Source organism: Bradyrhizobium sp. 613_E4_N2_2 (genome assembly GCF_052075995.1).
Taxonomy (GTDB): Bacteria; Pseudomonadota; Alphaproteobacteria; order Rhizobiales; family Xanthobacteraceae; genus Bradyrhizobium; species Bradyrhizobium barranii.
Genome location: NZ_CP197234.1, coordinates 6,786,154 through 6,812,476 on the forward strand (window position 1 = coordinate 6,786,154; position 26,323 = coordinate 6,812,476).

Genomic DNA, 26,323 nt, shown 5'->3' on the forward strand with positions numbered 1-26,323 from the left:
CGGGTGGTTCGTCACCCCTTCTCAGTCTGCTTCCCAGTCCTCTGCATGAAATCGAAGTCGCAGCCCTCGTCGGCCTGCATGATGGTCTCGTTGAACAGCCAGGCGTAGCCGCGCCGCGCCTCATCGGGTGCTGCCGCCGGCTTCAATGCGGTGCGCCGACGCTCCAGCTCGGCGGCATCGACCAGCAGCTCGATGCTGCGCTTGGCAACATCCAGCCGGATCATGTCGCCGTTCTTCACCAGCGCGAGCGGTCCGCCGACGGCGGATTCCGGCGTGATGTGAAGCACGATGGTGCCGAACGCGGTGCCGCTCATGCGCGCATCCGAAATGCGCACCATATCCTTGGTGCCGCCGCGCGCGAGCTTCTTCGGGATCGGCAGATAACCCGCCTCCGGCATGCCCGGCGCGCCCTTGGGGCCGGCATTGCGCAGCACCAGCACGTCGTCGGAGTTCACGTCGAGATCGGGATGGTCGACCCGCAAGGTCATGTCCTCGACGGATTCGAACACCACCGCGCGCCCGGTGTGCTGCAACAGCTTGGGGCTCGCGGCCGACTGCTTGATGACGGCACCGCGCGGGGCGAGATTGCCGTGCAGGACGGCAAGGCCCCCTTCCTTCTTGATTGGATTGTCGCGCGGACGGATCGCATCCTGGCCAGGCACGTCCTCCGCATTCGCGACGACATCGCGCAGCGTCTGGCCGCTGATGGTCTTCGCGTCGAGATCGACGAGATCGCCGAGCTGCGCCAGCAATTTCGGCACGCCACCGGCGTGGTGGAAATGCTCCATGTAGTGTTCGCCCGACGGCTTGAGGTCGACCAGCACCGGCACTTCGCGGCCAATCCGGTCGAACACCTCGAGATCGAGGCGGTGGGGCGAGCGGTGCGCCATCGCCGTCAAATGGATCAGGCCGTTGGTCGAGCCGCCGATCGCCTGGAGCACGACCTGCGCATTCTTGAAAGACGCCGGCGTCAGCAATTCGCTCGGCTTCGGCCCCTTGGTCTTGGCCATCTCGGCGGCAACCCTGCCGCTCGCTTCGGCAAGGCGAAAGCGTTCGGCATGCGGCGCGGGAATCGTCGCGCTCATCGGCAGCGACAGACCCATGGCTTCGATCATGCAGGCCATGGTCGAGGCCGTGCCCATCACCATGCAGGTGCCGACCGACGGCGCGAGGCGGCCATTGACCTCCTCGATCTCGGCATCATCCATTTCGCCGGCGCGATACTTGCCCCAGAGACGGCGGCAATCGGTGCAGGCACCGAGCACCTCGCCCTTGTGATGGCCGACCACCATGGGACCGACGGGAATGACGACGGTCGGCAAATCAGCACTGATCGCGGCCATAACCTGCGCAGGAAGGGTCTTGTCGCAGCCGCCGATCACGATCACCGAATCCATCGGCTGGGCCCGGATCATCTCCTCGGTGTCCATCGCCATCAGATTGCGCAGATACATCGAGGTCGGATGCGCAAAGCTCTCGGCGATCGAAATGGTCGGAAACACGAACGGCATCGCGCCCGACAGCATCACGCCGCGCTTGGCGGCCTCGATGATCTGGGGGACGTTGCCGTGGCAGGGATTGTAGTCGCTATAGGTGTTGGTGATGCCGACGATCGGGCGCTCCAGCGCGTCGTCGGAATAGCCCATGGCCTTGATGAACGCCTTGCGCAGGAACAGCGAGAAGCCGGCATCGCCATAGCTCGTCAGACCCTTGCGCAAACCACTCGTCATCATACCGCTCCTTCTCGCTTGCCATTGTGCTACAGCCTGCCCCCTGATTGTCAATAAGATTGGGCCAGATCGTCGCGCTTTCTGCCCCAGACACCGCCTTCCGACACAAATTATTGACAATCCGGGTTCTCCCTGCTCCACAAGGCGGACCGGCATGAGCCGGAGGCTGAGGGCATGTCCGACATCCGCACCGCAGACGCCATGCCGGTCCGGCGCGACGATCCGGACGATGTCGTCGCGCGGCTGGAAGAGGACATCATCTTCGGCCGCCTGCCGCCGGGCGCGCGCCTCACCGAAGACGCGCTGATGTCGCGCTACGGCACCTCCCGGCACTTCGTGCGGCAGGCCTTGGTCGATGCCGAGCGCCGCGGCATCGTCCGCCGCGAGAAGAACGTCGGCGCCACCGTGCGGTTCTACTCGGCCGAGGAAGTCCGGCAGATCTACGAGGTCCGCGAGATGCTGACCCGGCAGGCCGCGCTGATGATCCCCCTGCCCGCACCGCAAGGCCTGATCGACGAGCTGACCGCACTGCAACGGCAATATTGCGCGAAGGCCGATGTGCAGGATCTGCGCGGCATCCACGAGGCCAACGACGCCTTTCACCTCGCGCTGTTCTCGGCCTGCGGCAATCCCTATCTGGTGCGGTCGCTCCAGGACTACATGAGCCTGACGCTGCCGATGCGCGCCAAGAACCTCGCCGACCGCGAGGGACTTGCGCAATCGCGGCGCCAACACGAGCTGATGATCGAGCTGTTGAAGGGCCGCGACAGCTGGGCGTTGGCGCAGCTGTGTGTGGATCACATGCAGTTCAGCAAGTCGGATTATCTGGCGAGGATTGCGGGTGAGGAGAGCTGACGCTAGACCAAGGCAACGCTACAGGTCTTACAATGCCGCATGATGTGAGCACGCCACCCCTGCTTGTTGACGTCGCCATCGAAGCGAAGTCCAGGGCCGATCATGAGAAGCTCGTTGCTGCGCTCTTGAAGCTCACCGCCAAGGACGGAGCGCTCGCCGTGTCGGTCGATCAAGACTCTGCTCAGATCATCCTGAAGGGAACGAGCGAAACCCGCATCGAGAGCGCGATCGACGCCCTCAACCGGACCTCTGGAATAGCCGTCAATATTGGTGCCCTGCAGGTGGCATTTCTCGAGCATCCGACCAAACGTGCGGAGGCGGAATACACTCACAAAAAGATCTACGGGCCCAAGGGGGAGTTTGCCGCCGTCAAGCTTGCCATCGAGCCGAATGAGCCTGGCACGGGATACCAGCTTGAACGCAAGACTGGTGTGGATGCGCTACCGAACAAATATATGCCCGGGATCGAGAAAGGGCTCGAAAGCGTACTGGCCTGCGGCGTGATTGCGGGCTTTCCGGTGGTGAACGTCAGGGTCCAGCTGATCGACGGCAAGTATCACGACGTCGATTCTTCACCGCTCGCCTTCGAGATCGCGGCTAATGCCGCGTTCCGCAGGGCGCTGCAAACGGCAGAATCGGTCTTGCTTGAGCCGATCATGAAGGTCGAAGTGGTGACACCGACGCCGTTCGCACAATCGATCGTTGACGACCTGACATCACGGCGTGGGACCGCCCACTCCAGGGTCGTCGACGATGACACGGTCGCGATCGATGCGACGGTACCGCTCATAGCGATGTTCGGCTATGCGAACAGCCTGCGCGTGTTGAGCCAGGGGCTCGCCAGCCACACAATGCGCTTCGACCGCTATGCCGCCGCACCGCAGCCCTGGGACGGCCCGCCATTTCGTCCGGCGATCGGGATGCGTGCCTGACACTCATCGCGATAGAAGAGGCCGCCAACGCAGGCGGCCTCCCAAAATTCTGAACTGACCCGCGCTCTTATTTGAGGTCGAGAGCCCGGCAGTAGTAGCCGCTCTCAACGCCCGTCCAGCCTCGCTCCATGCGGTTACTGCGGCACTCGTAGTAGGACTTGAAGTTGAGGACGTTCTTGCAATTCGCAACCGCGCCGCCGGAGAGCGAGCATCCCGGACCTTGGTTTGGGTTCAGGTGAGCCGCGGGACCGATCGGTGCGGCGCTCACCGGCGCGATCGACAAGGTAGCAAGGATCAACGCTGACATCGCTAACGTCTTCATAGCCATCCTCCCTGTTCTTGTTGCCTGGGACGGCAATGCACGTCCCGGAACAGACGATAGCATGACGCGAGTGACAGGTCCTTCTCAATCAGAGCTTGTTCGCGTTCAGTACCGCCTCAGCAAACCGCGGTCCACGCTGGCATCGCCGTAGTCAGCGCAGCCCCTTGTCGGGTTCTTGATCAAGTCCGTCCGGACGCGCCTGAACGTTTTGCCGGCCGCCTCACGCACCTCGGGGCGGAATTTACCGGGATCGTAGGTCTCGCCGTCGCGGGCCTTGATGGCTGCAGCATAGGCGTCGATCATGGCCATCGCCGCCTCAGGGCTGCCGAGAAGCCGGGCGCCGAGTTGAACGCCGCCGGCGCCGTCGACCTCGTAACCGTCGCATCGCTGCTCCAGCACCACCGATGCGGTGACGAGCTGGTCAAGGAACGTCGCCTCGGCATCGCTGAGGGCTGCGGCTCGCGCCGATCCTGACATGACTCCCGGTACGATCGTCGCGAGCATCGCGACGACTGACAATTTGATTTTCATGCGCAGCAAGATCATTCGGGTCGATCAGGCGCGGCCCTGACGACCCATAACAAGCCCGTACAGGAAGAGGAGAATGATGGCGCCGACCACGCTGCCGATGAAGCCGGCGCCCTCCCCGAACTTATACCATCCCACGGCCTGACCGAGCCACGTCGCGACGAACGCACCGACGATCCCCAAAACCGTCGTCAGGATGAACCCCGTGGGCTCGGATTTGTCGCCGGGCATGATGAATTTCGCGACCACGCCGACGATAAATCCAATGATGATCGTCCAAAGGATACCCATGTCCATCGCTCCATTCGGTCGGTTTGCACATCAACGTCTGAAGGAATGCGTGATCGCTTGATGGGCCAGACGATCCCGGGAACGACGTTGATCTAGATCAATGGGCAGCAGCGGCCGAGCCGAAAGCTGGTCCCTGCTCTTTCTTGTGCGGAAGGTGCTCAACGAGCCCCGCAACGCGAAGCGGATCGATGCATGGCGATCATAGGCGAGATCACGCACACCACGACCTACCGCTATGCAAAGCCGGTGAGGTTCGGCACGCACCGGGCGATGTTCCTGCCGCGGCGCGGCGCCTCGACCCGGCTGCTTCGCTGGTCCGCTGCTACCAGCCTGCCATCAAAGGTGCATTGGGTAACCGACTCCCGCTCCAATGCCGTCACGGTGATGGACTTCAGCGAACCCGGCAGCGAGCTGACATTCACGTTCAGGGTTCGTGGCGTCTATTTTGGCATCAAGGGTCTGGAGACATTTCCGCTGGACCTCCGGGCCGAGGAGGTCCCCGTGCAGTACACCCCGGACGAATGGACCGACCTTGCCGGTTACCTGCGCCCGCATGCCGACGATGCAGACGGCAGCCATGCGGCGTGGACCAAGAGCTTCGTTGCCGGCGATCAGGATCGGACCGCCGACGTGCTGCGCCGAATGCTCGGCAAGTTTCGCAGCGACTTCAGCTATTGCGGCAGAGATGCCGAAGGCACACAGTCACCCGGCGAAACGCTGCGCACGAAATCGGGCACCTGCCGGGACTTCGCCTGGCTGATGATCGAGACGTTGCGCCGGCTCGGCTTTGCCGCGCGCTTCGTCAGCGGTTATCTCTATGATGCGGCGCTCGATGGCGGCGCCGTGGGCATGACCGGCTCCGGCGCGACCCACGCATGGGTGCAGGTATTCCTGCCCGGCGCCGGCTGGCTGGATTACGATCCAACCAACAGTTTGAGCGCTGGCTTCGACCTCATTCCGGTGGCCATTGCGCGGCATCCGGGCCAGGCCGTGCCGCTGACTGGCTCGTGGTTCGGCGAACCCGGCGATTACCTGGGCATGTCGATCAATGTCGCCGTCAACAAGATCGGCGAAATGCTCGATCCTTCGGAAGCATAGGCTACCGAGATGCGCGGCGGTCGCTGACCATGGCATTTTATCGCAACAGTACGAAGGGACATGGGCCGCTCGACGCCGTCGCCGTCCCATTCGAGGCCCTGAAGGGCAGGATCCGGCAACTTTACGAAGGCGACACGTTCGGCTGCATAAAATTCCGATACGCCCTGCTCGCGCTGGACATCGTCACGGTTCTGTTCATCATCGCGACCTCGTTCCTGCCTCGCAACAGGGCCATCGAGTCGCTCGATGTCGTGTTCGGCGTGCTGATCCTTGCGGATTTCGCCGCACGGATGATCATCAGCCGTCAACCGCTGCATGACCTGGCGCGACTTTCGACCTGGACTGACATCGTCGTCATCATCTCGTTCCTTGCGCCGCTCGCCGGAGAGGCCGGCGGCTTCCTGCGCGCATTTCGAACATTGCGGCTGCTGCGCGACTACCAGATGGTGGCGCGGCTCCGGGTCGACAGCCCCTTCTTCCGGCGAAACGAGGAAGTCGTCTTTGCCGTCGTGAACCTCGGCGTGTTCATTTTCGTGATGACCGGGATCGTCTACGAGACGCAGAAGTCTCACAATCATCAGATCGCCAACTATGCCGACGCGCTCTACTTCACGGTCACCGCACTGACCACGACCGGCTTCGGCGACATCACCTTGCCAGGGACCGTCGGCCGCCTGATCACCGTCGTCATCATGATCTTTGGCGTGACCCTTTTCCTGAATCTCGCCAAGGCACTGCTCGCGCCCTCCAAGGTACGCTTCCCCTGTCCGGTTTGCGCCCTGCAGCGCCACGATGTCGACGCGGTGCATTGCAAAGCGTGTGGCACCGTCTTGAACATTCCCGATGAAGGCATGGACTAGGCTGCATGCCGGCACGAGTGCCGCGGAGAGGCCCCCTCACCTCATAACTGTGGAGAGGGGGTATGGCATTTCAGCGCTTATTCCAATCAATGATCCGGCTCGTGTCGCCGTCGAACTCGTTGCTGCAGAACGCGCCGCCCTGGTAGTGGTCGCCGACCGGATCCGGCTTCAGCTTGGTCTGCTCGGCCATCGCGTGCTCGCGGAAATCCTCGGCGCGCCCCGTCGGGCGATAGCCGAATTCGTAGGCGCGGTGGTTGTCCCACCAGGCGCGCTCGTTGAGGGAGGCGCCGTAGAAGACCTCGAAATGGATGTCGGGATGTTCGAGCCCGATGCGGCAGAGCTGCACGAGGTCGTCGGGTTTCAGCCAGATCGAGAGCCGGCGCTGGTCGAGCGGCATGTCGCCGAAATTGCCGATGCGCAGGCAGGTCACCTTCAGGCCGTGCTTGTCGGCGTAGAGCGCACCGACGGCCTCGCCGAACACCTTGCTGACGCCATAACGCCCGTCGGGGCGCGGGGTGACGTCGGTCCCGATCTTGTGATGGCGGGGGTAGAAGCCGACCGCGTGGTTGGACGAGGCGAACACCACGCGCTTGACGCCCTTGCGGTACGCGGCCTCGAACAAATTGTAGCCGCCGATGATGTTGGCCTGGAGGATTTGGTCCCAGGTGCCTTCGACCGAATAGCCGCCGAAATGGATGATGCCGTCGACGCCATCGCAGATCGCCTCGCACTGCGCGAGATCGGCGAGATCCGCCGCTTTGAATTGTTCGTTCGCGCCGAGATCGGCGGGCGGCTTGATGTCGGAGAGCAGGAGATCCGGATAGATCGGCGGCAGCAGCTTTCGCAGGCTCGTGCCGATTCCGCCCGAAGCTCCCGTCATCAAAATACGCGGCATGTCTTCCCTCGCCTGTGGTGACCGATTTGCGGCCGTAGATAACTGATGCTAGCAGACTTGGACAGAGGGAACGCAACAAAGAGACCTGCACATGAACGATGCATCGCCCCACACTCAAGGCTGGCGGCCGGCGACCTATTACCCCGATCCGGCGATAAAAGCACTGGACCCCCGCTTCGAAAAATACTGGCTAAAGCTGTCGGCAGTGGAGCGGCTGGCGACCGGCCTGCGCTGGGCCGAGGGTCCGGTGTGGTTCGGCGACGGACGCTATCTCCTGTGCAGCGACATCCCGAACCAGCGCATCATCAAATGGGAGGAGGAGACCGGAACCGTTTCGGTCTTCCGAAAGCCCTCGAATTTCGCCAACGGCAACACCAGGGATCGTCAGGGCCGGCTCGTCACCTGCGAGCATGGCGGCCGCCGCGTGGTGCGCACCGAATATGACGGCAGCATCACCGTGCTGATGGATTCGTTCGGCGGCAAGCGGCTGAACTCGCCGAACGACGTGGTGGTGAAGTCCGACGGCTCGATCTGGTTCACCGATCCGACCTTCGGCCTGCTTGGCAATTACGAGGGCTACAAGGCGGAGCCCGAGATCGAGCCGAACGTCTATCGGCTCGATCCTGCAACGGGCAAGGCGACCATCGTCGCCGAAGGCGTGCTCGGTCCGAACGGGCTGTGCTTCTCGCCCGACGAGAAGATTCTGTATGTCGTGGAATCGCGCGGCGTGCCGAACCGAAAAATCCTCGCCTATGACGTCTCGCCCGACGGCACCACGATCTCCAACAAGCGCGTCCACATCGATGCCGGCCCGGGCACGCCCGACGGCATGCGCTGCGACATCGACGGCAATCTCTGGTGCGGCTGGGGTATGGGCGATCCCGAGCTCGACGGCGTCGTCGTATTCGCGCCCGACGGCGTCATGATCGGCCGCATCGCGCTGCCCGAGCGCTGCGCCAATCTCTGCTTCGGCGGCGTCAAGCGCAACCGCCTGTTCATGGCGGCAAGCCAGTCGATCTACGCGCTGTATGTGAACACGCAAGGCGCGGTCGGGGGATAGGCGTTCCGCAGAGACGGTCTCGTAGGGTGGGCAAAGCGAAAGCGTGCCCACCGCTTCTTGTTCGTCGCGGAATGGTGGGCACGTCGCTACGCTCCTTTGCCCACCCAACGAGGTCCCTCCTCCGTCATTGCGAGCGAAGCGAAGCAATCCAGACTGTTTTCGCGGAGACAGCCTGGATTGCTTCGTCGCTGCGCTCCTCGCAATGACGACGGAGCAAAACGAAAAACGCCGGAGCGGTTTCCCGCTCCGGCGTCATGCTTGTTCAGGCGAAAAAACTTACGCCGCGTTGAAGCCCGCAACGGCCTTCACTTCGAGGAAGTCCTCGAGGCCGTACTTGCCCCACTCGCGGCCGTTGCCCGACTGCTTGTAGCCGCCGAACGGCGCGGTGCGGTCGTTGGGCACGCCCTGGAGATTGACGTTGCCGGCGCGGATCTGGCGACCCACGCGCTTGGCGTCCTCAACCGAAGCGCCCGAGACGTAACCCGCGAGACCATAGGGCGTGTCGTTGGCGATGTGCACGGCCTCGGCTTCGTCCTTGGCGCCGATGATGGTGAGCACCGGTCCGAAGATCTCTTCACGGGCGATCGTCATGTCGGGGGTGACGTCGGCGAAGATGGTTGGACGGACGTAGAAGCCCTTGTTGACGCCTTCGGGCAGGCCCGGGCCGCCGGCAACGAGCGTTGCGCCCTCGTCGATGCCCTTCTTGATCAGGCCCTGGATCTTGTCCCACTGGCCGCGGTTGACGACCGGACCAATGGTAGTGCCTTCAGCGCGGGGATCACCGGCCTTGGTCTTATCGGCGACAGCCTTCGCGATCGCGGCGACTTCCTTCATCTTCGACAGCGGCACGATCATGCGCGAGGGTGCGTTGCAGGACTGGCCGGAGTTGTTGAACATGTGCATCACGCCGCCGGTCACCGCCTTGGTCAGGTCGGCGCCTTCGAGGATGACGTTCGGCGACTTGCCGCCGAGCTCCTGGCTGACGCGCTTCACGGTCGGCGCGGCGCGCTTGGCCACATCGATGCCGGCGCGGGTCGAGCCGGTGAACGAGATCATGTCGATGTCAGGATGCTCGCTCATAGCGGCGCCGACCTCGGGGCCGAGGCCGTTGACGAGGTTGAACACGCCCTTCGGCACGCCGGCTTCATGGAGGATTTCCGCGAAGATCAACGCCGAGGTTGGGGTGAACTCCGACGGCTTCAGGATCATAGTGCAGCCGGCGGCGAGCGCAGGCGCAACCTTGCAGGCGATCTGGTTCAGTGGCCAGTTCCAGGGCGTGATCATGCCGACCACGCCGACCGGCTCGCGCAGCACCATGGCGGTGCCGACCGGTTCCTCGAAATGATAGTTCTTGAGCACGTCGAGCGTGGTCATGAGGTGGCCGAGGCCGGCGCCGGCCTGGAGCTTCTCCGCCATCGGCAGCGGCGCGCCCATCTCGTCGGAGACGGCGGCGCCGATCTCCTTGAGGCGGCCCTTGTAGATCTCGATGACTTTCGTGAGCAGCGCGACGCGCTCCTCGCGGCTGGTCTGGGAGAAGGTTGCAAAGGCGCGCTTGGCAGCAGTGACGGCCTTGTCGACGTCAGCCTTGGAGCCCAGCGCAACCTCGTACATCGCCTCTTCCGTCGCGGGATTGACCACGGCGGTGGACTTCTTGACGGCGGGATCGACCCAGGCGCCGTCGATGTAGAATTGCATGCGATTGACCATCGTTAACCTCTTCTTGGGGGCTTGGAGGGGGCGTTTCGGCAGGCATCCTTGCACGAAAGCGCCGGCAATTGAACCCGCCATATGCGGGGCCAGCGTTGCTGCGGACGGAGGATATATGAGCCGATGGCGGGAACGAGGCAAGGCTCCCTCAGGTGTCATTCCGGGACGCGCTACTTGGCGCGGGCCCGGAATCCATAACCACGATCGGGAGTATGGATTCCGGGCTCGACGCTACGCGTCGCCCCGGAATGACAGGGCAGTTACCTCAACTACACCGCCATCTTCCGGTGCAGCACCGGTGCGCCGGTGGTGAGGCTTTCGGCCGCATCGATGATGGCGTTCGCATCGATGCCGTAATGGCGGTAGAGGTCCGCGATGGTGCCGGTCTGGCCGAACTGCTCGACGCCGAGTGCCTCGACGCGATGACCGCGGACGCTGCCGAGCCAGCCGAGCGCGGAGGGATGGCCGTCGATCACGGTCACGATGCCGCAGTCGCGCGGCAGCGGCGCGAGCAGCTTTTCGATGTGGCTGAGATGCTGCACACCCCGCCGATCGCGCCGCAATTTCCGCGCAGCGGTCCAACCCGCATGCAGGCGATCCGCCGAGGTGATCGCGAGCAGACCGATGTCACGGCGGCTCTCGCCGATGAAGCCGGTCGCCTCGATCGCTTCGGGCGCGACCGCGCCGGTATAGGCGATCACGAGTTCGGCATTGGGCCCCGGCTTGCGCAGCCAATAGGCGCCGTCGGTGATGCCCTGCGCAAGCTCCGGCGTCATGATCCGCTGCGCCTGCTCGATGCTGCGCGTCGAGAGCCGCAAATAGACCGAGCCGCCCTCGCCCGGATCGCGCTGCATGTGATTGAAGCCCCACGCCATGATCACGGCGAGCTCGTCGACGAAAGCCGGCTCGAACGAGGCGAGCCCGTCCTGCGCCATGCCGATCAACGGCGTCGCGATCGACTGGTGCGCACCGCCTTCAGGCGCCAGCGTGATGCCCGAGGGCGTCGCGGCCACCATGAAGCGCGCATCCTGGTAGCAGGCGTAGTTCAATGCATCGAGGCCGCGCTCGATGAAGGGATCGTAGAGCGTGCCGACCGGCAAAAGCCGCTCGCCGTTGATCTGGTGCGACAGACCGAGCGCCGAGAGCATGATGAACAGGTTCATCTCGGCGATGCCGAGCTCGAGATGCTGCCCCTTGGGCGAGAAGTCCCAATTGAACGTGGAGGGAATTTTCTCGCTGCGGAATAAATCCGCCTTCTCGCCGCGCGCGAACAGGCCGCGCCGGTTCACCCACGGACCGAGATTGGTCGAGACCGTGACGTCGGGCGAGGTCGTGACGATGCGCCTCGCCAGCTCGCTGTCGTCGCGCGCGATCTCGTTCAGCACGAGGCCAAAGCCCTGCTGGGTCGACATCTGCGGCGACGGCTTGAACGCGAGTTGCTGGGGCACCCCGACCACGGGCGCGGTCAGCCGGCGGCCGTCCTGGTTGAACGGCACGCGCGCGAGGAAGGCGTCGAGCTCGGCGGCGTCCTGCGCGAGGCCCTCGTACTTGTCCCATTCATGGCCCGCACGAATGTTCTGGCTCTCGCGATATTTCTCCATCTGCGTGACCGTCATCAGGCCGGCGTGGTTGTCCTTGTGGCCCTGGAACGGCAGGCCGACGCCCTTGATGGTGTAGGCGATGAAGCAGACCGGGCGATCGTGATCGATCGACTCGAACGCCTCCAGCATGCTCGCCATGTCGTGGCCGCCGAGGTTCGACATCAGCGCCAGCAGCTCCTCGTCGCTGCGCCTGTCGATCAGCTTGGTGATCGGGCCCTGGTCGCCGATCTCGTCGTGCAGATGCTTGCGGAAGGCGGCGCCGCCCTGGAAGCACAGAGCCGCGTAGAGCGCGTTCGGGCAATTGTCGATCCAAGCTTTAAGCGCCTCGCCGCCGGGCTCGGCGAAGGCCTCGCGCATCAGGCGGCCATATTTCACGATCACCACGTCCCAGCCGAAATTGCGGAACATGGTCTCAAACTTTTCCCAGAGCCCCTCGCGCACAACGGCGTCGAGCGACTGCCTGTTATAGTCGACCACCCACCAGGTGTTGCGCAGGCCGTGCTTCCAGCCTTCGGCGAGCGCTTCGAAAATGTTGCCCTCGTCCATCTCGGCATCGCCGACGAGGGCAATCATCCGCCCTTCGCGGCGATCCTTCATCCAGCCATGCGCCTTGACGTAGTCCTGCACCAGCGATGCGAACAGCGTCTGCGCGACGCCGAGGCCGACCGACCCAGTCGAGAAATCGACGTCGTCGACATCCTTGGTGCGCGAGGGATAGGACTGCGCGCCCTTGAAGCCGCGAAAGTTCTCCAGCTTCTCGCGAGTCTGCCGGCCGAACAGATACTGGATGGCGTGGAACACCGGGCTCGCATGCGGCTTCACCGCAACGCGATCCTCAGGGCGCAACACGCTGAAATACAGCGCCGACATGATGGTCGCGAGCGAGGCAGACGAGGCTTGGTGTCCCCCGACCTTGAGCCCGTCCGCGTTGGCGCGGATGTGGTTGGCGTGATGGATGGTCCATGACGACAGCCACAGCGCCTTGCGGGCCAGCGCGGTCAATGTGTCCAGACGGGCGGTATCAACGGGCATCGCAATGGCTCCCGGAAACAGGTTGGACGATGATACGCCCGCGGGCGGCGCCAAACTTCTCAATTTTTCGCGCCATACCTCCAAATATTGGGATACTTTACCAATGGATCAGCACTTCAGACAGGTTTCATCCCAATGCCAGACCTCGACGCCATCGACCGGAAAATCCTCGCTTTGCTCCAGAACGACAGCCGGCTGACAATGCAGGAACTCGCCGACAAGGTCGGGCTCTCGGTGTCGCCCTGCCATCGCCGGGTCAAGCTGCTGGAGGAGCGCGGCGTCATCAGCCGCTACATCGCGACCGTCGACCAGAAGGCGCTGGGGCTGCATGTCAGCGTCTTCATCTCGATCAAGTTGGCGCGGCAGAAGGAGGAGGATCTGAATCGTTTCGCCCGCGCGATCTCGAAATGGGACGAGGTGCTGGAGTGCTATCTGATGACCGGCAACCGCGACTATCTCCTGCGCGTGGTGGCGGCCGACCTCGCCTCCTACGAGACCTTCCTGAAGACCAAGCTGACCCGGCTGGACGGCATTGCCTCGATCGAGTCGAGCTTCGCGCTCAGCCAGGTCAAATATTCGATCGCCCTGCCGGTCTGACGGCCCCGCCGGGCTATTTCGGAACCGGTGTCACATGGGCGCAATAAACCCCGCCGATGGTCACGGGCGACAGGCACCCTGCCGAAAGAAGGACCCATGACCGCATCCGACCGCACCCCTGAAATGGCCAAACGCGAGCGCATCATCCGGGAAATGACCGACGATCTCGACGAAGAGCTGGAGATGGAGCTCGATGACAGCAGGCTCGACGAGCTGCTGGACGAGACCGACGCGCTCCGCCCGACGGTTGATCGCAGGCTCTATTTCCGGGAACTGCTGCGGCTCCAGGGCGAGCTGGTCAAGCTCCAGGACTGGGTGCAGAGCGAGAAGAAGAAGGTCGTGGTGCTGTTCGAGGGCCGCGACTCCGCCGGCAAGGGCGGCGTCATCAAGCGCATCACCCAGCGGCTCAATCCCCGCATCTGCCGTGTCGCGGCGCTTCCGGCACCAAGCGAGCGCGAACGCACGCAATGGTACTTCCAGCGCTACGTGTCGCATTTGCCGGCCGGCGGCGAGATCGTGCTGTTCGACCGCAGCTGGTACAACCGCGCCGGCGTCGAGCGCGTGATGGGCTTCTGCACCGAGGAGCAATACCAGGAGTTCTTCAAGACGGTGCCGGAGTTCGAGCGGATGCTGATCCGCTCCGGTATCACTCTCGTCAAATACTGGTTCTCGATCACCGACGACGAGCAGCAGTTCCGCTTCAGCATGCGCATCAGGGATCCGCTGAAGCAATGGAAGCTGAGCCCGATGGACGTCGAGGCGCGCAGCCGCTGGGAGGCGTACACCAAGGCCAAGGAGACGATGCTGGAGCACACGCATCTGCCGGATTCGCCGTGGTGGATCGTCGACGCCGTCGACAAGAAGCGCGCCCGCCTCAACTGCATCGCGCATCTGCTCAGCCAGATGCCGTACCCGGAGGTCGCCCGCGTGCCCGTGGTGCTGCCGCCGCGCGTCCGTAATCCCGACTATCACCGCGGCCCGATTCCGCCGGAGATGTACGTGCCTTCGAAATACTGACGGCACCCGCCGCGCCTGCCGTCGGGCGAGCTTGCCGATGAGGAAAGCGAGATGCCCGTGCCGAGCGATCTGAGCGTGAGGAGAGACGCGTCGTCTCGCCGCCGGAATCGCTTTGGCCCGTGGCTCGCGCTCGAAAGCGTGCTCTCGGTGCTCACCGTCGTTCTTGCCCTCGCCTATTGGCTCTGGCAGCCGGCGACGCTACGCATCGCGGTCGGGCCGGCCGGCAGTGACGACCAGGCGCTGATTGCGGCGGTGGCGAAGGCGTTCGACGCCAGGGGTGGCGCGGTGCGGCTCGTGCCGATCGAGACCGACGGCACACTGCAAAGCCTCAATCTGCTCGGCGCCGGCAAGGCCGACCTCGCGGTGGCTCGCGGCGACTTCGCCATGCCGGCCGACACCAATTCGGTGGCGATCCTGCGGCGGAATTTCGTGGTGTTGTGGGCGCCAGCGGCGCGCAAGGGCGCCGCCAGGCCGAAGATCATGGAGATCGCCCCCCTCACGGGGCGCCGCATCGGTGTCGTCGGCCTTGGCGATGCCAATCTCAATCTGCTTCGTGTCATCCTCGCCGAGTCAGGCGTCAACCCGCAGAAGGTCACGATCGCACAGTTCAGTATCGACCGCATCTCCGAGATGGCCCAGGACTCAACGCTCGACGCCTTCATGATGGTGGGCGCACTCGGCGACAAGGCGATCGCAAGCACGATCGCCACCACCGCACGCCTGCGCGGCGAGCCCAAGTTCCTGTCCGTCGACGTCTCCGACGCCATCGCCGAGCGGCACCCGCTCTACGAATCCGAGGAAATTCCCGCGAGCGCATTTTCCACGACGCCGCAGCGGCCGGACGACAAGATCGACACCATCGCCGTCAATCATCTGATCGTCGCGCCCGCTTCACTGTCCGAGGACACGGTCGCTGCCTTCACCCGCGAGCTGTTTACGGTCCGTCAGTCGCTCGTGAAGGACTTACCCGGCGCCAGTCACATCCAGAAGCCTGACACCGACAAGGACGCCGCGCTGCCGGCCCATCCAGGAGCTGCCGCCTTTATCGACGGCAACGAGCGCAGCTTCATGGACAAGTACAGCGACTACATCTGGGGCGCAGTGCTGCTGCTCTCGGGCTTCGGCTCGGTGGCCGCGTGGCTGCGGCACTATCTACGGCGCGAGGAGCGCAGCGAGAACGCGCTGCATCGCGACAGGTTGCTGACGGCGATCTCCAGCGTGCGGGAGGCGACGTCGCTCGACGATCTCGCCGCCATGCAGAGCGCAGCCGACGACATACTGCGCGAGACGCTGGCCTGTCACGAGGACGGCGCCATCGAAGACGGCGACCTCACCGCCTTCGGTCTCGTGCTGGCGCAATTCCATCAGGCGATCGTCGACCGCCGGGCCGTGATCGCCCAGATGAGCGATGCCGACGTCGCCGCGAAACCCGATGGCGGCGTGCTTCAGCCGTTCCCTATTTCCACGGCTGCACGATGATCTTGGTGTGCGCCTCAGGATTGGCGAGATCAGCGAACGCCTTTGCGACGCCGTCGAGGCCGACCTCGGCGGTGACCATCGCGGCCGCATCCACCTGCCCTTCTGCGATCAGGCGCAGTGACGCTGCGAACTCATCCGGCGTGTAGCCGAGCACATATTGGACATTGAGCTCCTTCATGATGCCGAGCATGGGTTCGCTCCTGTCGGTCTCCATGCAGACGCCGACCACCACGATGCGCGCATCACGCGGGGCGCCCTCGAACACCTGTTGCAACAGGCCGGGCACGCCGACACATTCGAAGATGATTGCGGGCTTCAGTGCCGGCAGCATGGCCTGCAACGGCGGGCGCGCCGCCTTCTCGGCCTCCGACATCTGCGCGTGCTCGGCCCAGGTCGCGTAGGGCTGCGTCACCCTGGGATCGACGACGATATCGGCCCCCAGCTTTGCGGCCAGTGCACGCCGCGCCGGCGAATAGTCGGCGGCGACGATCGGATGCAGGCCCTTGATCCTCAGCGCTGCGATCACCGCGAGCCCGACCGGGCCGCAGCCGATCACGAGCGGTACCTCGCCGCCCCGGATGTTGGCTTTCGCCACGGCGTGGACACCGACGGCGAGCGGCTCGGTCAGCGCCGCATGTTCGGACGCGAGACCGTTGGGCACCTCAAGCAGCAGGGGCTCGCTGAGCAGCATCGCCTCGGCATAGCCGCCGATATTGTCGTTGGAATAGCCGATGCCCTCGATGCCTTGCGGCGTCACGAGCGCTGGGAGCGAACAGACGCGGGTGCCGGGCTTGAGCTTGCGCGCGGTTCCGGGACCGTAATCGACGATCTCACAGCAGAACTCATGGCCGAACACGACGTCGCGGGCGAGGTCCATCGGCTTGCGGCCGGTCTTCTTCGCCATCTCCACCATGCGGGGGGCATGCTGGCGGGCATGAAGGTCGGAGCCGCAGATGCCGCAGGCAAGCGTCCTGACCAGCACCTGACCGTTACCTGGCTTTGGCTCGGCCATCCGGTCGACGACAATCTCACCGTTCCTGAAAATCGCAGCGCGCATCCGGCTCCTCCCGTGTTGTTGGAGCCGTTGATAGCACGAAGCGGGACGCGCGAACTTGCGTCAGGGGTTCGGGGAACGCTCTTCCAGCACCAGCAGCTGGGCGCGGCGGATGCGCTCGCGATGGGCGATGTAGAGACCGCTGGCGACGATGAAGGCAGCACCAGTGACGGTCCAGACGTCAGGCACTTCGCCGAACAGGAAGAAGCCCAGAATGCTGACCCACAGCAACTGCGTGTACGAGAACGGCGCCAGCACCGAGGCATCGCCGTAGCGATAGGCCAGCACGATGATCCACTGGCCCACGGTGGACGCGACGCCGATCACGATGCCGAGCCCGATCGCGGTCCAGCTCGGCGTCACCCAGACGAACGGCACCATCAGGCTGAGGATCGCAACGCCCGTGAGCGCCGAATAGGCCATGGTGGTGAGGACGGCTTCGCGCCCGCTCATCATGCGCGTCAGGATCAGCGCAGCAGCCCAGCAGAATGCCGAGATGATCGGGAAGAACGCGGCGGCGTGGAACGCATTGGAGCCCGGACGCAGGATGATCATCACGCCGATGAGACCGATCGCGGTCGCGATCCAGCGGCGCATGCCGACCGTCTCGCTCAGGAAGATGATCGACAGCGCGGTGACGAACAGCGGCGAGACGAAGCCGGTGGCCGAGGCTTCCGCGATGGGGAGGAAACGGAGACCGGTGATGAAGAACAGCGAGGAGCCGAGCAGCGCGACGCCGCGCATCAATTGCAGGCCGAGGCGATCGGTGCGCATCGCATGCAGCGGCGAGCCCGGCAGCATCACCGGCGTGAACATCAGCGCGAATGTGACGAAACGGATCCAGGTGATCTCGATCGACGGCAGGCTCGTCGACAGATACTTTGCGGTGACGTCGGAACAACCGAGGAATACCGTCGACAACAGCACCAGCGCGATGCCCTTGAAGGGATGATCGACGCGCGCAGGCGCGCGGCGAACCTCCTGCTTCTTCTCCGGCACGGGCATGGGAATACTGTCGAGCCTTGCGGCTACGGCGGGCGGCGGTGTCACGGCTGGAACCTGGGAAAACGACGATTCGGGAACGATCGTAAAAAACGACAAATGCGCCGCTTTCACAACTTCCGAAAACAGGATGCCGATATGCGCTGACGACCCCGCGCGTCAATACTCCATTAATAATAGGCGTTTGTGCACTACAACATGGGTAGGCTGCGCGGCTTCGGACCGCGCGGAAACGCCGCATCGAGCGCCGAAATCTCCTCTTTCGTCAGCACGAGATCGCCGGCCGCCGCATTCTCGCCGGCATGTTCCGCGGACGAGGCCTTCGGGATCGCGAACACCGTAGTCGCACGGGTAAGGAAGCTCAGCGCGACCTGCCGCGGTGTCATACGACGCGCCTCCGCGATACGTGCCAGCACCGCGCCTCCCTTGCTGTTGCTTGCGGGAAAATCGTCGTGGCCGAACGGAGAGTATGCGACGACAGCGACGCCACGCTTCTCGCACCACGGGATCACCGCATGCTCGATCGCGCGCTCCTTGAGATGATAGAGCACTTGATTGCACGCGATGCGGCCTTCGCCGGAGACGTCGAGAATTTCGTCGAGATCGTCGGCGTCGAAATTGGAGACGCCCCAGGATTTGATCTTGCCGGCCTTCACCAACTCTTCGAACGCGGCAACCGTGTCTTCGAGCGGATAGGAACCGCGCCAGTGCAGCAGATAGCAGTCGAGACGATCGGTCTTCAGCCGCTTCAGCGAGCGTTCGCACGCCGTGATGGTGCCGCCGCGCGAGGCGTTGCTCGGCAGCACCTTTGAAACCAGGAACACTTCATCGCGGCGGCCTGCGATCGCATCGGCGATGACGAGCTCGGCATCGCCGTACATCTCGGCGGTGTCGATGTGGGTCATGCCGAGATCGAGCCCGCGCTGAAGCGCCGCGATCGCGCGCTTGCGGTCGCCATGGTCGAGATACCAGGTGCCCTGCCCGATGACGGAGACGTTCGCGCCGGTCTTGCCGAAGGGTTTTGTGTTCATGTCAAAGCTCACAGTCCGCTGATATCCGCAACCAGCACGCTGCCGGTCCCTGACTCCGTGATATAGAGCCGATCTTTCTTGGCGCCACCGATGGCGACATTGGTGCAGCTCGGACCCGCGCACGACTTGATCCGCGCGATCAGCTCTCCGTTCGGCGCGAACACGAAGACGTGGCCGAGCGAAGCGTGGCCGACGAACAGGCGACCGGCCGCGTCCATGGTCATGCCATCAGGACCGCTGGTGCCGAACAGCGAGCAGAAGCGGCCGACCTTCGACACGCTGCCGTCCTTCATGAACGGCAACCGCCACACCGCATTGTCGCGGGTCATGGCGACGAACAGCACCGTTTCGCTGGGGTCGAGCACCAGGCCGTTCGGGCTGATGCCGGTGTCGAGCAGGCAATCGAGCCGGCCGCTCGGCGTCAGGCGATAGACACGCCCGCTTGCGTCGTGCAGGCCGGTCTGGCCCTGATCGGTGAACAAGATGTCGCCGTTGGAGGCGAGATGCAGATCGTTGCAGCCACGGAACGATTCCGAATTGCGCGCGGTCAGGATGGGCCTGATGCGCCCTGCCCCGGCGTCGAGTTCCATGATGCCGTGCATGTAGTCGGCCACGAGGATGCGGCCGTCGGCCGCGATCTTCAATCCGTTCGGCCAGCCCTCATATTCGATCACGAGCGACCACGCGCCATCAGGCGCGATGCGGAAGATGCGGCCGAAGGGAATGTCGACGATATGGAGGTTGCCGTCTTTGTCGAACGACGGCCCTTCGATGAAACTATCGGTCGGCACACCCGGCCGGTTGGCATCGGCCCAATCGGTCCGCACGCCCTTGCGGCGGAAATGGTCGGGCATGGCGGAGAAGATCTTGGTTTCGATCAGGCGCGGCGGCGTTTCCAGGTACATCATTGTTGTTTTTGTGCATGTGGAGGGGGATCGCGGCAACATAGGGCACAATCGTTGGCGCGTCGATTGGGCGAAGGACATGGCTGCGTCCACGTCACTCTCGTGTCCCGGACGCGCTGCAGCGTGAAACGCTGCTGCGCAGAGCCGGGACCCAGAAAGGCCAAACACTCTGCTGTGAGATGGGCCCCGGCTCTGCAGCGCATCACTTCGTGCTGCGCAGCGTCCGGGGCACGAGACAGTCTCCCAGTCTGGAGAGATCCCCTACCCCGCAGCCGCCGCGACCTTCGCCTGCTTCGCCGGCGCCACTTCCGTCGTCGCGATCAACTGCTTCAGCTCGGGGATACATGACCCGCAATTGGTGCCGGCCTTGAGCTTGGCGCCGATCTCGGCCGCCGTGCGCGCGCCGCTCGCGATGGTGTCGCAGATGGTGCCGCGGCCGACGCCGAAGCAGGCGCAGACGATGGGGCCGGTCGAGGCCGCGCCCTCCGTCGATTTGCCTGACAGCAGCATGCGGCGCTGCTCGTCGGTGACGTGATCGGCCACGAACAGGCTCTTCACCACCTCCCAGTCGCCGGCATCATGCGCGGGGCCGACGAATAGGCAGGTCTCGATGCGGTCGCCCGCGAACGAGGCCGCGCGATAAACGCCGCCGCCGAAGTCGCGATAGTCGGCGACATCCTCGCCGGCGACACCGTCGAGCCAGGCCGGCCAGCGCGACAGATCCGCATTGTCGGCGAAGAGATAGCCGAAGCCGCCCGAAACCGTGACACGGGTCCACATCAGGTTCGGCGGCAGATCGAGCTGCTTGCGCGACAGCGCAAAGCCGCGGAAGACGTATTCATAAGGCGAGATCGCCGCCGGCGTGGCTTTCGACTCCGGCTGGCCCGAGAACGGATCGGTGAAGGACTGCACGAGCGCCCCGACGCGGCCGTGCGAGGCGCTCATCGCACTCCAGTGGATCGGCGCGAACAGCGTGCCGCGCTGCTGACGGTCGCTGACGACGACCTTCAGGATGCACTGGCCGTAATCGGTGGTGATGCGGGCGTAGCCGTCATGCGCGATGCCGTGTTTGCTGGCATCATCCGGGTGGATCTCGACGAACGGCTCCGGCAGATGCGCGCCGAGACGCTGGCTGAGCCCCGTGCGCGTCATGGTGTGCCACTGGTCGCGGATACGTCCGGTGTTGAGCCGCAGCGGGCGCGACGGGCCGGTTTCGCCGCGCAGCGACGGCACCTCCGGCGCGACGAAGCGGCCTTTGCCGTCATTGGTGAAGAAGCCGCCGTTCGCGAAGAAGCGCTCGCCGGCCGCCTCGCCTTCGCGCGCCGGCCATTGCACCGGCTTCAAGGCGTCGAAGGCCTCGTCCGAGAGCGCGGTCAGCGCGCCGATGTCGAAATCGCGGCTGCCATCGTTCTCGAACGCCGAAAGCGCCGCGTGCTCGCGGAAAATATCAGCGGCGGATTTGTAGTTGAAGCTGTCGCCGAAGCCGAGCCGCTTTGCGGTCTCGCTCAGAATCCACCAGTCCGGCCGCGCCTCGCCCGGCGCCGGCAGGAACGAGCGCTGGCGCGAGATGCGGCGTTCGGAGTTGGTCACCGTGCCCGACTTCTCGCCCCAGGCCAGCGCCGGCAGCAGCACATGCGGGCCGGCCTCGACGGTGTCGTTGGAGAGCACGTTCTCGGACACCACGAACAGCTCGAGCTTCTTCAGCGCTTCACGTACGACGTCCGCGTCCGGCAATGACACCGCCGGGTTGGTGCCCATCACCCAGAGCGCCTTGACCTCGCCGCGGTTGATCGCCTCGAACAGCTGCACCGCCTTCAACCCTTCATGGGTGGCGATGCGCGGCGCCTTCCAGAACCGCCTGACACGGTCGATGTCGGGCGGCGTGAAGTTCATATGCGCGGCGAGCTGGTTGGCAAGGCCGCCGACCTCGCGGCCGCCCATCGCGTTGGGCTGGCCGGTGAGCGAGAACGGCGAGGCGCCCGGCTTGCCGATGCGTCCCGTGGCAAGATGGCAGTTCAGGATCGCGTTGACCTTGTCGGTGCCCTGCGCCGACTGGTTGACGCCCTGCGAATAGAGCGTGACGACTCGCTCGGTGTCGCGGAACATCTTGAAGAAGGTGGCGACGTCCTGTTCGGACAGACCCGTCGCCAGTGCGGTCGCGGAGACACTGCCGGCGATGTTGCGCGCGCGCGTCAGCGCGTCATCGAAGCCCGACGTGTTCTGCGCGATGTAATCCTGGTCCAGCGCGCCATTGTCGGCGAGATGGACGAACAGGCCGGAGAACAGCGCGGTGTCGGTGCCGGGCTTGAGGCCGAGGAACAGGTCGACGTCGCTGGCCGTGTCGGTCCGGCGCGGATCGATCACGATCATGCGCGCGCTGCGTTCCTGCCGGTTCTTCAGCATGCGCTGGAACAGCACGGGATGGCACCAGGCCGCGTTCGAGCCGACGAACACGAGCAAGTCAGCCTGGTCGAGATCCTCGTAGCAGCCGGGCACGGTGTCCGCACCGAAGGCGCGGCGATGGCCGGCGACCGAGGACGACATGCAGAGCCGCGAATTGGTGTCGACATTGGCCGTGCCGACAAAGCCCTTCATCAGCTTGTTGGCGACGTAATAGTCCTCGGTCAGGAGCTGGCCCGAGAGATAGAACGCGACCGCATCGGCGCCGTCGCGCGCCACGATGTGCTGCATGCGATGGGCGACGTGATCGAGCGCGTCGCTCCAGGCGACACGCTCCAGCACGCCCTTGCAGCGGATCATCGGATAGAGCAGCCGGCTCTCCAGCCCGACGGTCTCGCCGAGCGCGGAGCCCTTCGAGCACAGCCGGCCGAAATTGGCGGGATGATCCGGGTCGCCCGCGATCGCCGCGCCACCGTTGCCGTCGGGCGTCGCCAGCACGCCGCAGCCGACGCCGCAATAGGGACAGGTCGTCTTGGTGGCGCGGAGCGTGGGATCGATCGCCGTCATATCGAGCTGCCTTATCAAGCCGCCTTGGAAGGACGCGCCAGCGCGCGGCCGAACATCATGTCGGTGCGGATCGCCGTCACCTTGTCGCGATTGCGGATCAGCTCGAGATACCAGAGCGCATCGACGGTATCGCCGATCAGCACCGCGCCGGTGAGCCGGCCGTCGGCGATGACGAGCTTCTTGTAGGTGCCGCGCCTGCGGTCTGACAGCACCAGGCTCTCGCTGCCGTCCCCACCCATGAAGTCGCCGGCGGAGAAGACGCTGACGCCGGAGACCTTCAGATTGGTCGAGACCACGCTGCCCTGATAGGCGGCGGGACGGCCGGCGAGATGCCGCGCCAGCACGCGCGCCTGCTCGTAAGCGGGCTCGACCAGGCCGTAGCAGGTGCCGCGATGCTCGGCACATTCGCCGAGCGCGTAGATGTCGGGCGAGGCCGTCTGCATCTCGTCGTTGACGACGATGCCACGGTTGACCGCGATGCCCGCCTCTTTGGCAAGCGCCACATTCGGCCTGATGCCGGCGGCGAAGATCACGGCATCCGCCTCGATGCGCGTGCCGTCGGCGAGCTCGACGGCTTCGACATGGCCCTCGCCGTGAATGCGGGCGGTGGAGGCGTTAAGCAGGATGCGGATGCCCTTGCGCTCGACCAGCGTCTTCAGCAGGTCGGCCGCCGGCAGATCGAGCTGGCGCTCCATCAGCCGGTCCATCAGGTGCAGCAGCGTCACCGGCGCGCCGGCTTTCGCAAGGCCATAGGCCGCTTCGAGTCCGAGCAGGCCACCGCCGACCACGACGACACGCTTCTTCGCCGCAGCGAGCGTCAGCAGCAGATCGACGTCGCGCGTATCGCGAAAGGTGTGCACCCCGGTGAGATCGGCGCCCGGCACGTTGAGCCGCAGCGGCGTCGAGCCGGTGGCGAGCACGAGCTTGGAATATTCGACGCTCTCTTCACCTTCGATCTTGAGCTCACGGCGGCCGGTGTCGATCTCGGTGACGCGATAGCCGTAGCGCACGGTGACGCCGCGATGGCGCCACCAGTCCGCCGGCCTCAGCTCGATCTCGTGCGAGCCGGTCTCGCCGGCCAGCACGGAGGAGAGCAGCACGCGATTGTAAGCGAGCCGCGGCTCTTCGCCGATCACCGCGACCGCGTAGCGGCCGAGCGAGGTCTTGGCGAGCTCGTCGACCAGACGCGCGGCCGCCATACCGTTACCGACGATGACCAGCGGTTCACTCACAAGGCATCTCCTATTCGGCGGCCTGCGCCTGTGCGCCATAGGCCTCGGAAATCATGTAGCCGGACAGGACGCCGTAAGCGTCGGTCCAGGCCGTGGCGAGTTCGGGCGTCCAGGCCTCGCCGAGGCCCTTCTCGAGGGTCCAGAGCAAGGTCGCGCCGACCACCGGATAGTGCTCGGCCTTGGCGCCATAGGCGACGTGACGCTTGGCGAGCGCCGAGGCCGCGGGAAGAATCGTCTCGAGCTTCGACAGGCCGCCGACGACGGCCGCGAGCATGCCCATCAGCTTCTTGCGCTGCTCGGTCATGTCCTCGGGAAACATCGCGCGCACGGACGGCGCCACCTCGAACAGGCGATCGTAGAACAGCACCGCGGCCGCCTCTGAAATCGGCGCGACCTTGGAAAAGCTCTGCTGGACGAGGGCAATCTGTTCTGAAGTCATGATGTTCTCCTGTCTGTTTCGGTCTGCCTTTGTCCGCGCCGTTGCGAACAAGGTTCATGGGTCAAACGTCATCAGAGAGTCTTCTCCCCGCGTACGGGGAGAAGCGACATTCGTGCCAAACTCAGACTCGCGCTTCCGCGAGGCTTGACGCGCCCTCACCCTGCGGGCTGCGACGCAGGTAGAACCACCAGGTCAGTCCGAGGCAGGAGGCGTAGAAAGCGAGGTAGATCGCGAGCGCGAGCGAGGGACCACCGGTCATGGCGATCGACTTGCCGAAACCGGTCGGGATCAGATAGCCGCCGACCGCGCCGATCGCGCCGATGAAGCCGACCGCCGCACCGCTCTCGATGCTCGCGGTCTTCAACGCCGCCGCGCGCGCCGCATCGCCCTTGCCACGCACCCTGAACAGGTTCTGCTCGCGGAAGATCGAGGGGATCATGCGGTAGGTCGAGCCGTTGCCGATGCCCGTCGTCACGAACAGGATCAGGAACATCGCAAGGAAGCCGGTGAAGTCCTTGTGCCCGACGAAGTAGAGCACGCCGACGGTGGCGCCCGCCATCGCGATGAAATTCCAGAAGGTGAGGATGGAGCCGCCGATCTTGTCGGCGAGCAAGCCGCCGAGCGGTCGCGACAGCGAACCGACCAGCGGCCCGAGGAACGCGATCGAGATCGAGATCGCCGGAAACTGCGTCTTGATCAGCAGCGGGAACGCCGCCGAGTAGCCGATGAAGGATCCGAATGTTCCGATATAGAGATACGCCATGATCCAGGTGTGCTTGCGCTTGACCACCGCAAGCTGGTTCTTGATCGACGACTTGGCCGTGGTCAGGTTGTTCATGAAGAACACCGCGCCGAACACCGCGATCGCGATCGGCAGCACCCACATCAGGCCGGCGTTCTGGAGGAAGATGCCGTCGACGGGGGACGCCTGGAACAGGTTGATGACCGCGAGCGTCATCAGGATCGGGGTCAAGAGCTGCACGCTGGAGACGCCGATATTGCCGCCGGCCGCGTTCAGCCCCAGCGCCCATCCCTTCATCCGGTCAGGGAAGAAGAAGGAGATGTTGGTCATGCTGGAGGCGAAATTGCCGCCACCGAGACCCGCGGTCGATGCGATCAGCAGCATCAGCCAGAACGGGGTGTCGGGCTGGCCGACGAAATAGGCGAGCGACAGCGTCGGGATGAACAGGACAGCCGCGCTGAAAATGGTCCAGTTGCGGCCGCCGAAGGTCGTGACCGCGAACGTATAGGGGAAGCGCATCAATGCGCCGATCAGCCCGGGCACCGCGACGAGCTGGAACAGCTGGTCGGTGGTGTAGTGGAAGCCCGCCTGCGGCAGCTTGGTGGTGACGATGCTCCAGATCAGCCACACCGAGAAGCCGATATGCTCGGCCACGATCGACCAGATCAGGTTACGCCGGGCGATCACTTTGCCGCCCGCATTCCAGAACGCCTCGTCTTCGGGGCGCCAATCAGAAATCCACGTCGGATTTCGAGTCGGATTCGTCGTCATTGATAATCCCTTCTAGGCTCACCGCTGCGTCGTTGCAGGCTCAGCCTCCACGCGGAGGCGCGCGCCGAGGCCATGCCCCGGTGGCGAGTTCACGATGCTGATTGATGATGTTGAGGGACGTCGTCGTTGGCGTCGGAAAAGGTATTTCAATTTCCGTGCCAATTGCGCGCGTTCGG

The 26,323-nt window shown here is 64.5% G+C and carries 23 protein-coding genes; 8 read left to right on the top strand and 15 right to left on the bottom strand.

What is annotated here, in order from left to right; all coding sequences use genetic code 11:
• Nucleotides 1-11 precede the first annotated feature (11 nt).
• Nucleotides 12-1,730: an IlvD/Edd family dehydratase gene (locus AB7290_RS32165; protein WP_085404550.1), complete on the bottom strand. Its 1,719-nt coding sequence runs from the start codon at nt 1,728-1,730 to the stop codon at nt 12-14.
• Nucleotides 1,731-1,904: 174 nt separating this feature from the next.
• Between AB7290_RS32165 and AB7290_RS32170 the strand changes: the two genes are divergently transcribed.
• Nucleotides 1,905-2,585: a GntR family transcriptional regulator gene (locus AB7290_RS32170; RefSeq protein ID WP_085404414.1), complete on the top strand. Its 681-nt coding sequence runs from the start codon at nt 1,905-1,907 to the stop codon at nt 2,583-2,585.
• 32 nt (nt 2,586-2,617) lie between these two features.
• A complete protein-coding gene (locus tag AB7290_RS32175) occupies nt 2,618-3,517 on the top strand; it encodes a hypothetical protein (protein WP_085404415.1) in 900 nt (299 codons plus the stop codon).
• A gap of 67 nt (nt 3,518-3,584) precedes the next feature.
• Here AB7290_RS32175 and AB7290_RS32180 read toward each other — a convergent pair whose 3' ends face one another.
• From AB7290_RS32180 to AB7290_RS32190, 3 genes are all read right to left on the bottom strand, one after another.
• Nucleotides 3,585-3,839, bottom strand: a complete 255-nt coding sequence (locus AB7290_RS32180) for a hypothetical protein (RefSeq protein WP_135216299.1) — start codon at nt 3,837-3,839, stop codon at nt 3,585-3,587.
• 105 nt (nt 3,840-3,944) lie between these two features.
• On the bottom strand, nt 3,945-4,370 hold the full coding sequence (locus AB7290_RS32185; protein WP_085404551.1) for a hypothetical protein: 426 nt from the start codon (nt 4,368-4,370) through the stop codon (nt 3,945-3,947).
• A 24-nt stretch (nt 4,371-4,394) separates the two neighbouring features.
• Entirely contained in the window at nt 4,395-4,658 is a 264-nt protein-coding gene (locus tag AB7290_RS32190; protein WP_028146794.1) for a GlsB/YeaQ/YmgE family stress response membrane protein, read from the bottom strand.
• A gap of 192 nt (nt 4,659-4,850) precedes the next feature.
• On the opposite strand from AB7290_RS32190, the gene AB7290_RS32195 reads away from it, so the two are divergent.
• Both AB7290_RS32195 and AB7290_RS32200 read left to right on the top strand, forming a co-directional pair.
• A complete protein-coding gene (locus tag AB7290_RS32195; RefSeq protein ID WP_085404417.1) occupies nt 4,851-5,756 on the top strand; it encodes a transglutaminase family protein in 906 nt (301 codons plus the stop codon).
• 29 nt (nt 5,757-5,785) lie between these two features.
• Nucleotides 5,786-6,616, top strand: coding sequence for a potassium channel family protein (locus AB7290_RS32200; protein WP_193560925.1), 831 nt, complete (start codon nt 5,786-5,788; stop codon nt 6,614-6,616).
• 70 nt (nt 6,617-6,686) lie between these two features.
• Here the strand turns inward: AB7290_RS32200 and AB7290_RS32205 are convergent, their stop codons facing one another.
• Entirely contained in the window at nt 6,687-7,511 is an 825-nt protein-coding gene (locus tag AB7290_RS32205; RefSeq protein WP_085404418.1) for an NAD-dependent epimerase/dehydratase family protein, read from the bottom strand.
• Nucleotides 7,512-7,602: 91 nt separating this feature from the next.
• Between AB7290_RS32205 and AB7290_RS32210 the strand changes: the two genes are divergently transcribed.
• Nucleotides 7,603-8,571 (top strand): SMP-30/gluconolactonase/LRE family protein, encoded by a 969-nt coding sequence (locus AB7290_RS32210; protein WP_085404419.1) that lies wholly within the window; start codon nt 7,603-7,605, stop codon nt 8,569-8,571.
• Between the two features lie 276 nt (nt 8,572-8,847).
• On the opposite strand, the gene AB7290_RS32215 is transcribed toward AB7290_RS32210, so the two are convergent.
• Both AB7290_RS32215 and AB7290_RS32220 read right to left on the bottom strand, forming a co-directional pair.
• A complete protein-coding gene (locus AB7290_RS32215; protein ID WP_085404420.1) occupies nt 8,848-10,278 on the bottom strand; it encodes an aldehyde dehydrogenase family protein in 1,431 nt (476 codons plus the stop codon).
• Between the two features lie 269 nt (nt 10,279-10,547).
• Nucleotides 10,548-12,911: a transketolase gene (locus AB7290_RS32220; RefSeq protein WP_135216300.1), complete on the bottom strand. Its 2,364-nt coding sequence runs from the start codon at nt 12,909-12,911 to the stop codon at nt 10,548-10,550.
• A gap of 135 nt (nt 12,912-13,046) precedes the next feature.
• Between AB7290_RS32220 and AB7290_RS32225 the strand changes: the two genes are divergently transcribed.
• The 3 genes from AB7290_RS32225 (at nt 13,047) to AB7290_RS32235 (ending at nt 16,004) form a co-directional block, all read left to right on the top strand.
• Nucleotides 13,047-13,508, top strand: a complete 462-nt coding sequence (locus AB7290_RS32225) for an Lrp/AsnC family transcriptional regulator (protein ID WP_014497003.1) — start codon at nt 13,047-13,049, stop codon at nt 13,506-13,508.
• Nucleotides 13,509-13,604: 96 nt separating this feature from the next.
• Nucleotides 13,605-14,525, top strand: coding sequence for a polyphosphate kinase 2 (gene ppk2, locus AB7290_RS32230; protein ID WP_441254231.1), 921 nt, complete (start codon nt 13,605-13,607; stop codon nt 14,523-14,525).
• Between the two features lie 51 nt (nt 14,526-14,576).
• Nucleotides 14,577-16,004, top strand: a complete 1,428-nt coding sequence (locus tag AB7290_RS32235) for a TAXI family TRAP transporter solute-binding subunit (RefSeq protein ID WP_085404423.1) — start codon at nt 14,577-14,579, stop codon at nt 16,002-16,004.
• Here the strand turns inward: AB7290_RS32235 and AB7290_RS32240 are convergent.
• From AB7290_RS32240 to AB7290_RS32275, 8 genes are all read right to left on the bottom strand, one after another.
• Nucleotides 15,982-17,061: a zinc-binding dehydrogenase gene (locus AB7290_RS32240; protein WP_085404424.1), complete on the bottom strand. Its 1,080-nt coding sequence runs from the start codon at nt 17,059-17,061 to the stop codon at nt 15,982-15,984. The two genes, AB7290_RS32235 and AB7290_RS32240, sit on opposite strands and share 23 nt — an antisense overlap.
• Nucleotides 17,062-17,121: 60 nt before the next feature.
• Nucleotides 17,122-18,063 carry a DMT family transporter gene (locus tag AB7290_RS32245; protein WP_085404425.1) on the bottom strand — a complete coding sequence of 314 codons (942 nt, stop codon included), beginning with the start codon at nt 18,061-18,063 and terminating at the stop codon, nt 17,122-17,124.
• A gap of 188 nt (nt 18,064-18,251) precedes the next feature.
• A complete protein-coding gene (locus AB7290_RS32250; protein ID WP_085404426.1) occupies nt 18,252-19,091 on the bottom strand; it encodes an aldo/keto reductase in 840 nt (279 codons plus the stop codon).
• A gap of 8 nt (nt 19,092-19,099) precedes the next feature.
• Nucleotides 19,100-19,996, bottom strand: a complete 897-nt coding sequence (locus AB7290_RS32255) for an SMP-30/gluconolactonase/LRE family protein (protein ID WP_085404427.1) — start codon at nt 19,994-19,996, stop codon at nt 19,100-19,102.
• A gap of 261 nt (nt 19,997-20,257) precedes the next feature.
• Complete coding sequence (locus AB7290_RS32260) at nt 20,258-22,963, bottom strand: nitrate reductase (protein ID WP_085404428.1); 2,706 nt, start codon at nt 22,961-22,963, stop codon at nt 20,258-20,260.
• A 14-nt stretch (nt 22,964-22,977) separates the two neighbouring features.
• On the bottom strand, nt 22,978-24,195 hold the full coding sequence (locus tag AB7290_RS32265; protein ID WP_167768250.1) for an NAD(P)/FAD-dependent oxidoreductase: 1,218 nt from the start codon (nt 24,193-24,195) through the stop codon (nt 22,978-22,980).
• 10 nt (nt 24,196-24,205) lie between these two features.
• Nucleotides 24,206-24,634 (bottom strand): globin family protein, encoded by a 429-nt coding sequence (locus AB7290_RS32270; RefSeq protein WP_014497011.1) that lies wholly within the window; start codon nt 24,632-24,634, stop codon nt 24,206-24,208.
• A gap of 121 nt (nt 24,635-24,755) precedes the next feature.
• Nucleotides 24,756-26,147 carry an MFS transporter gene (locus tag AB7290_RS32275; RefSeq protein ID WP_085404430.1) on the bottom strand — a complete coding sequence of 464 codons (1,392 nt, stop codon included), beginning with the start codon at nt 26,145-26,147 and terminating at the stop codon, nt 24,756-24,758.
• Nucleotides 26,148-26,323: the final 176 nt, after the last annotated feature.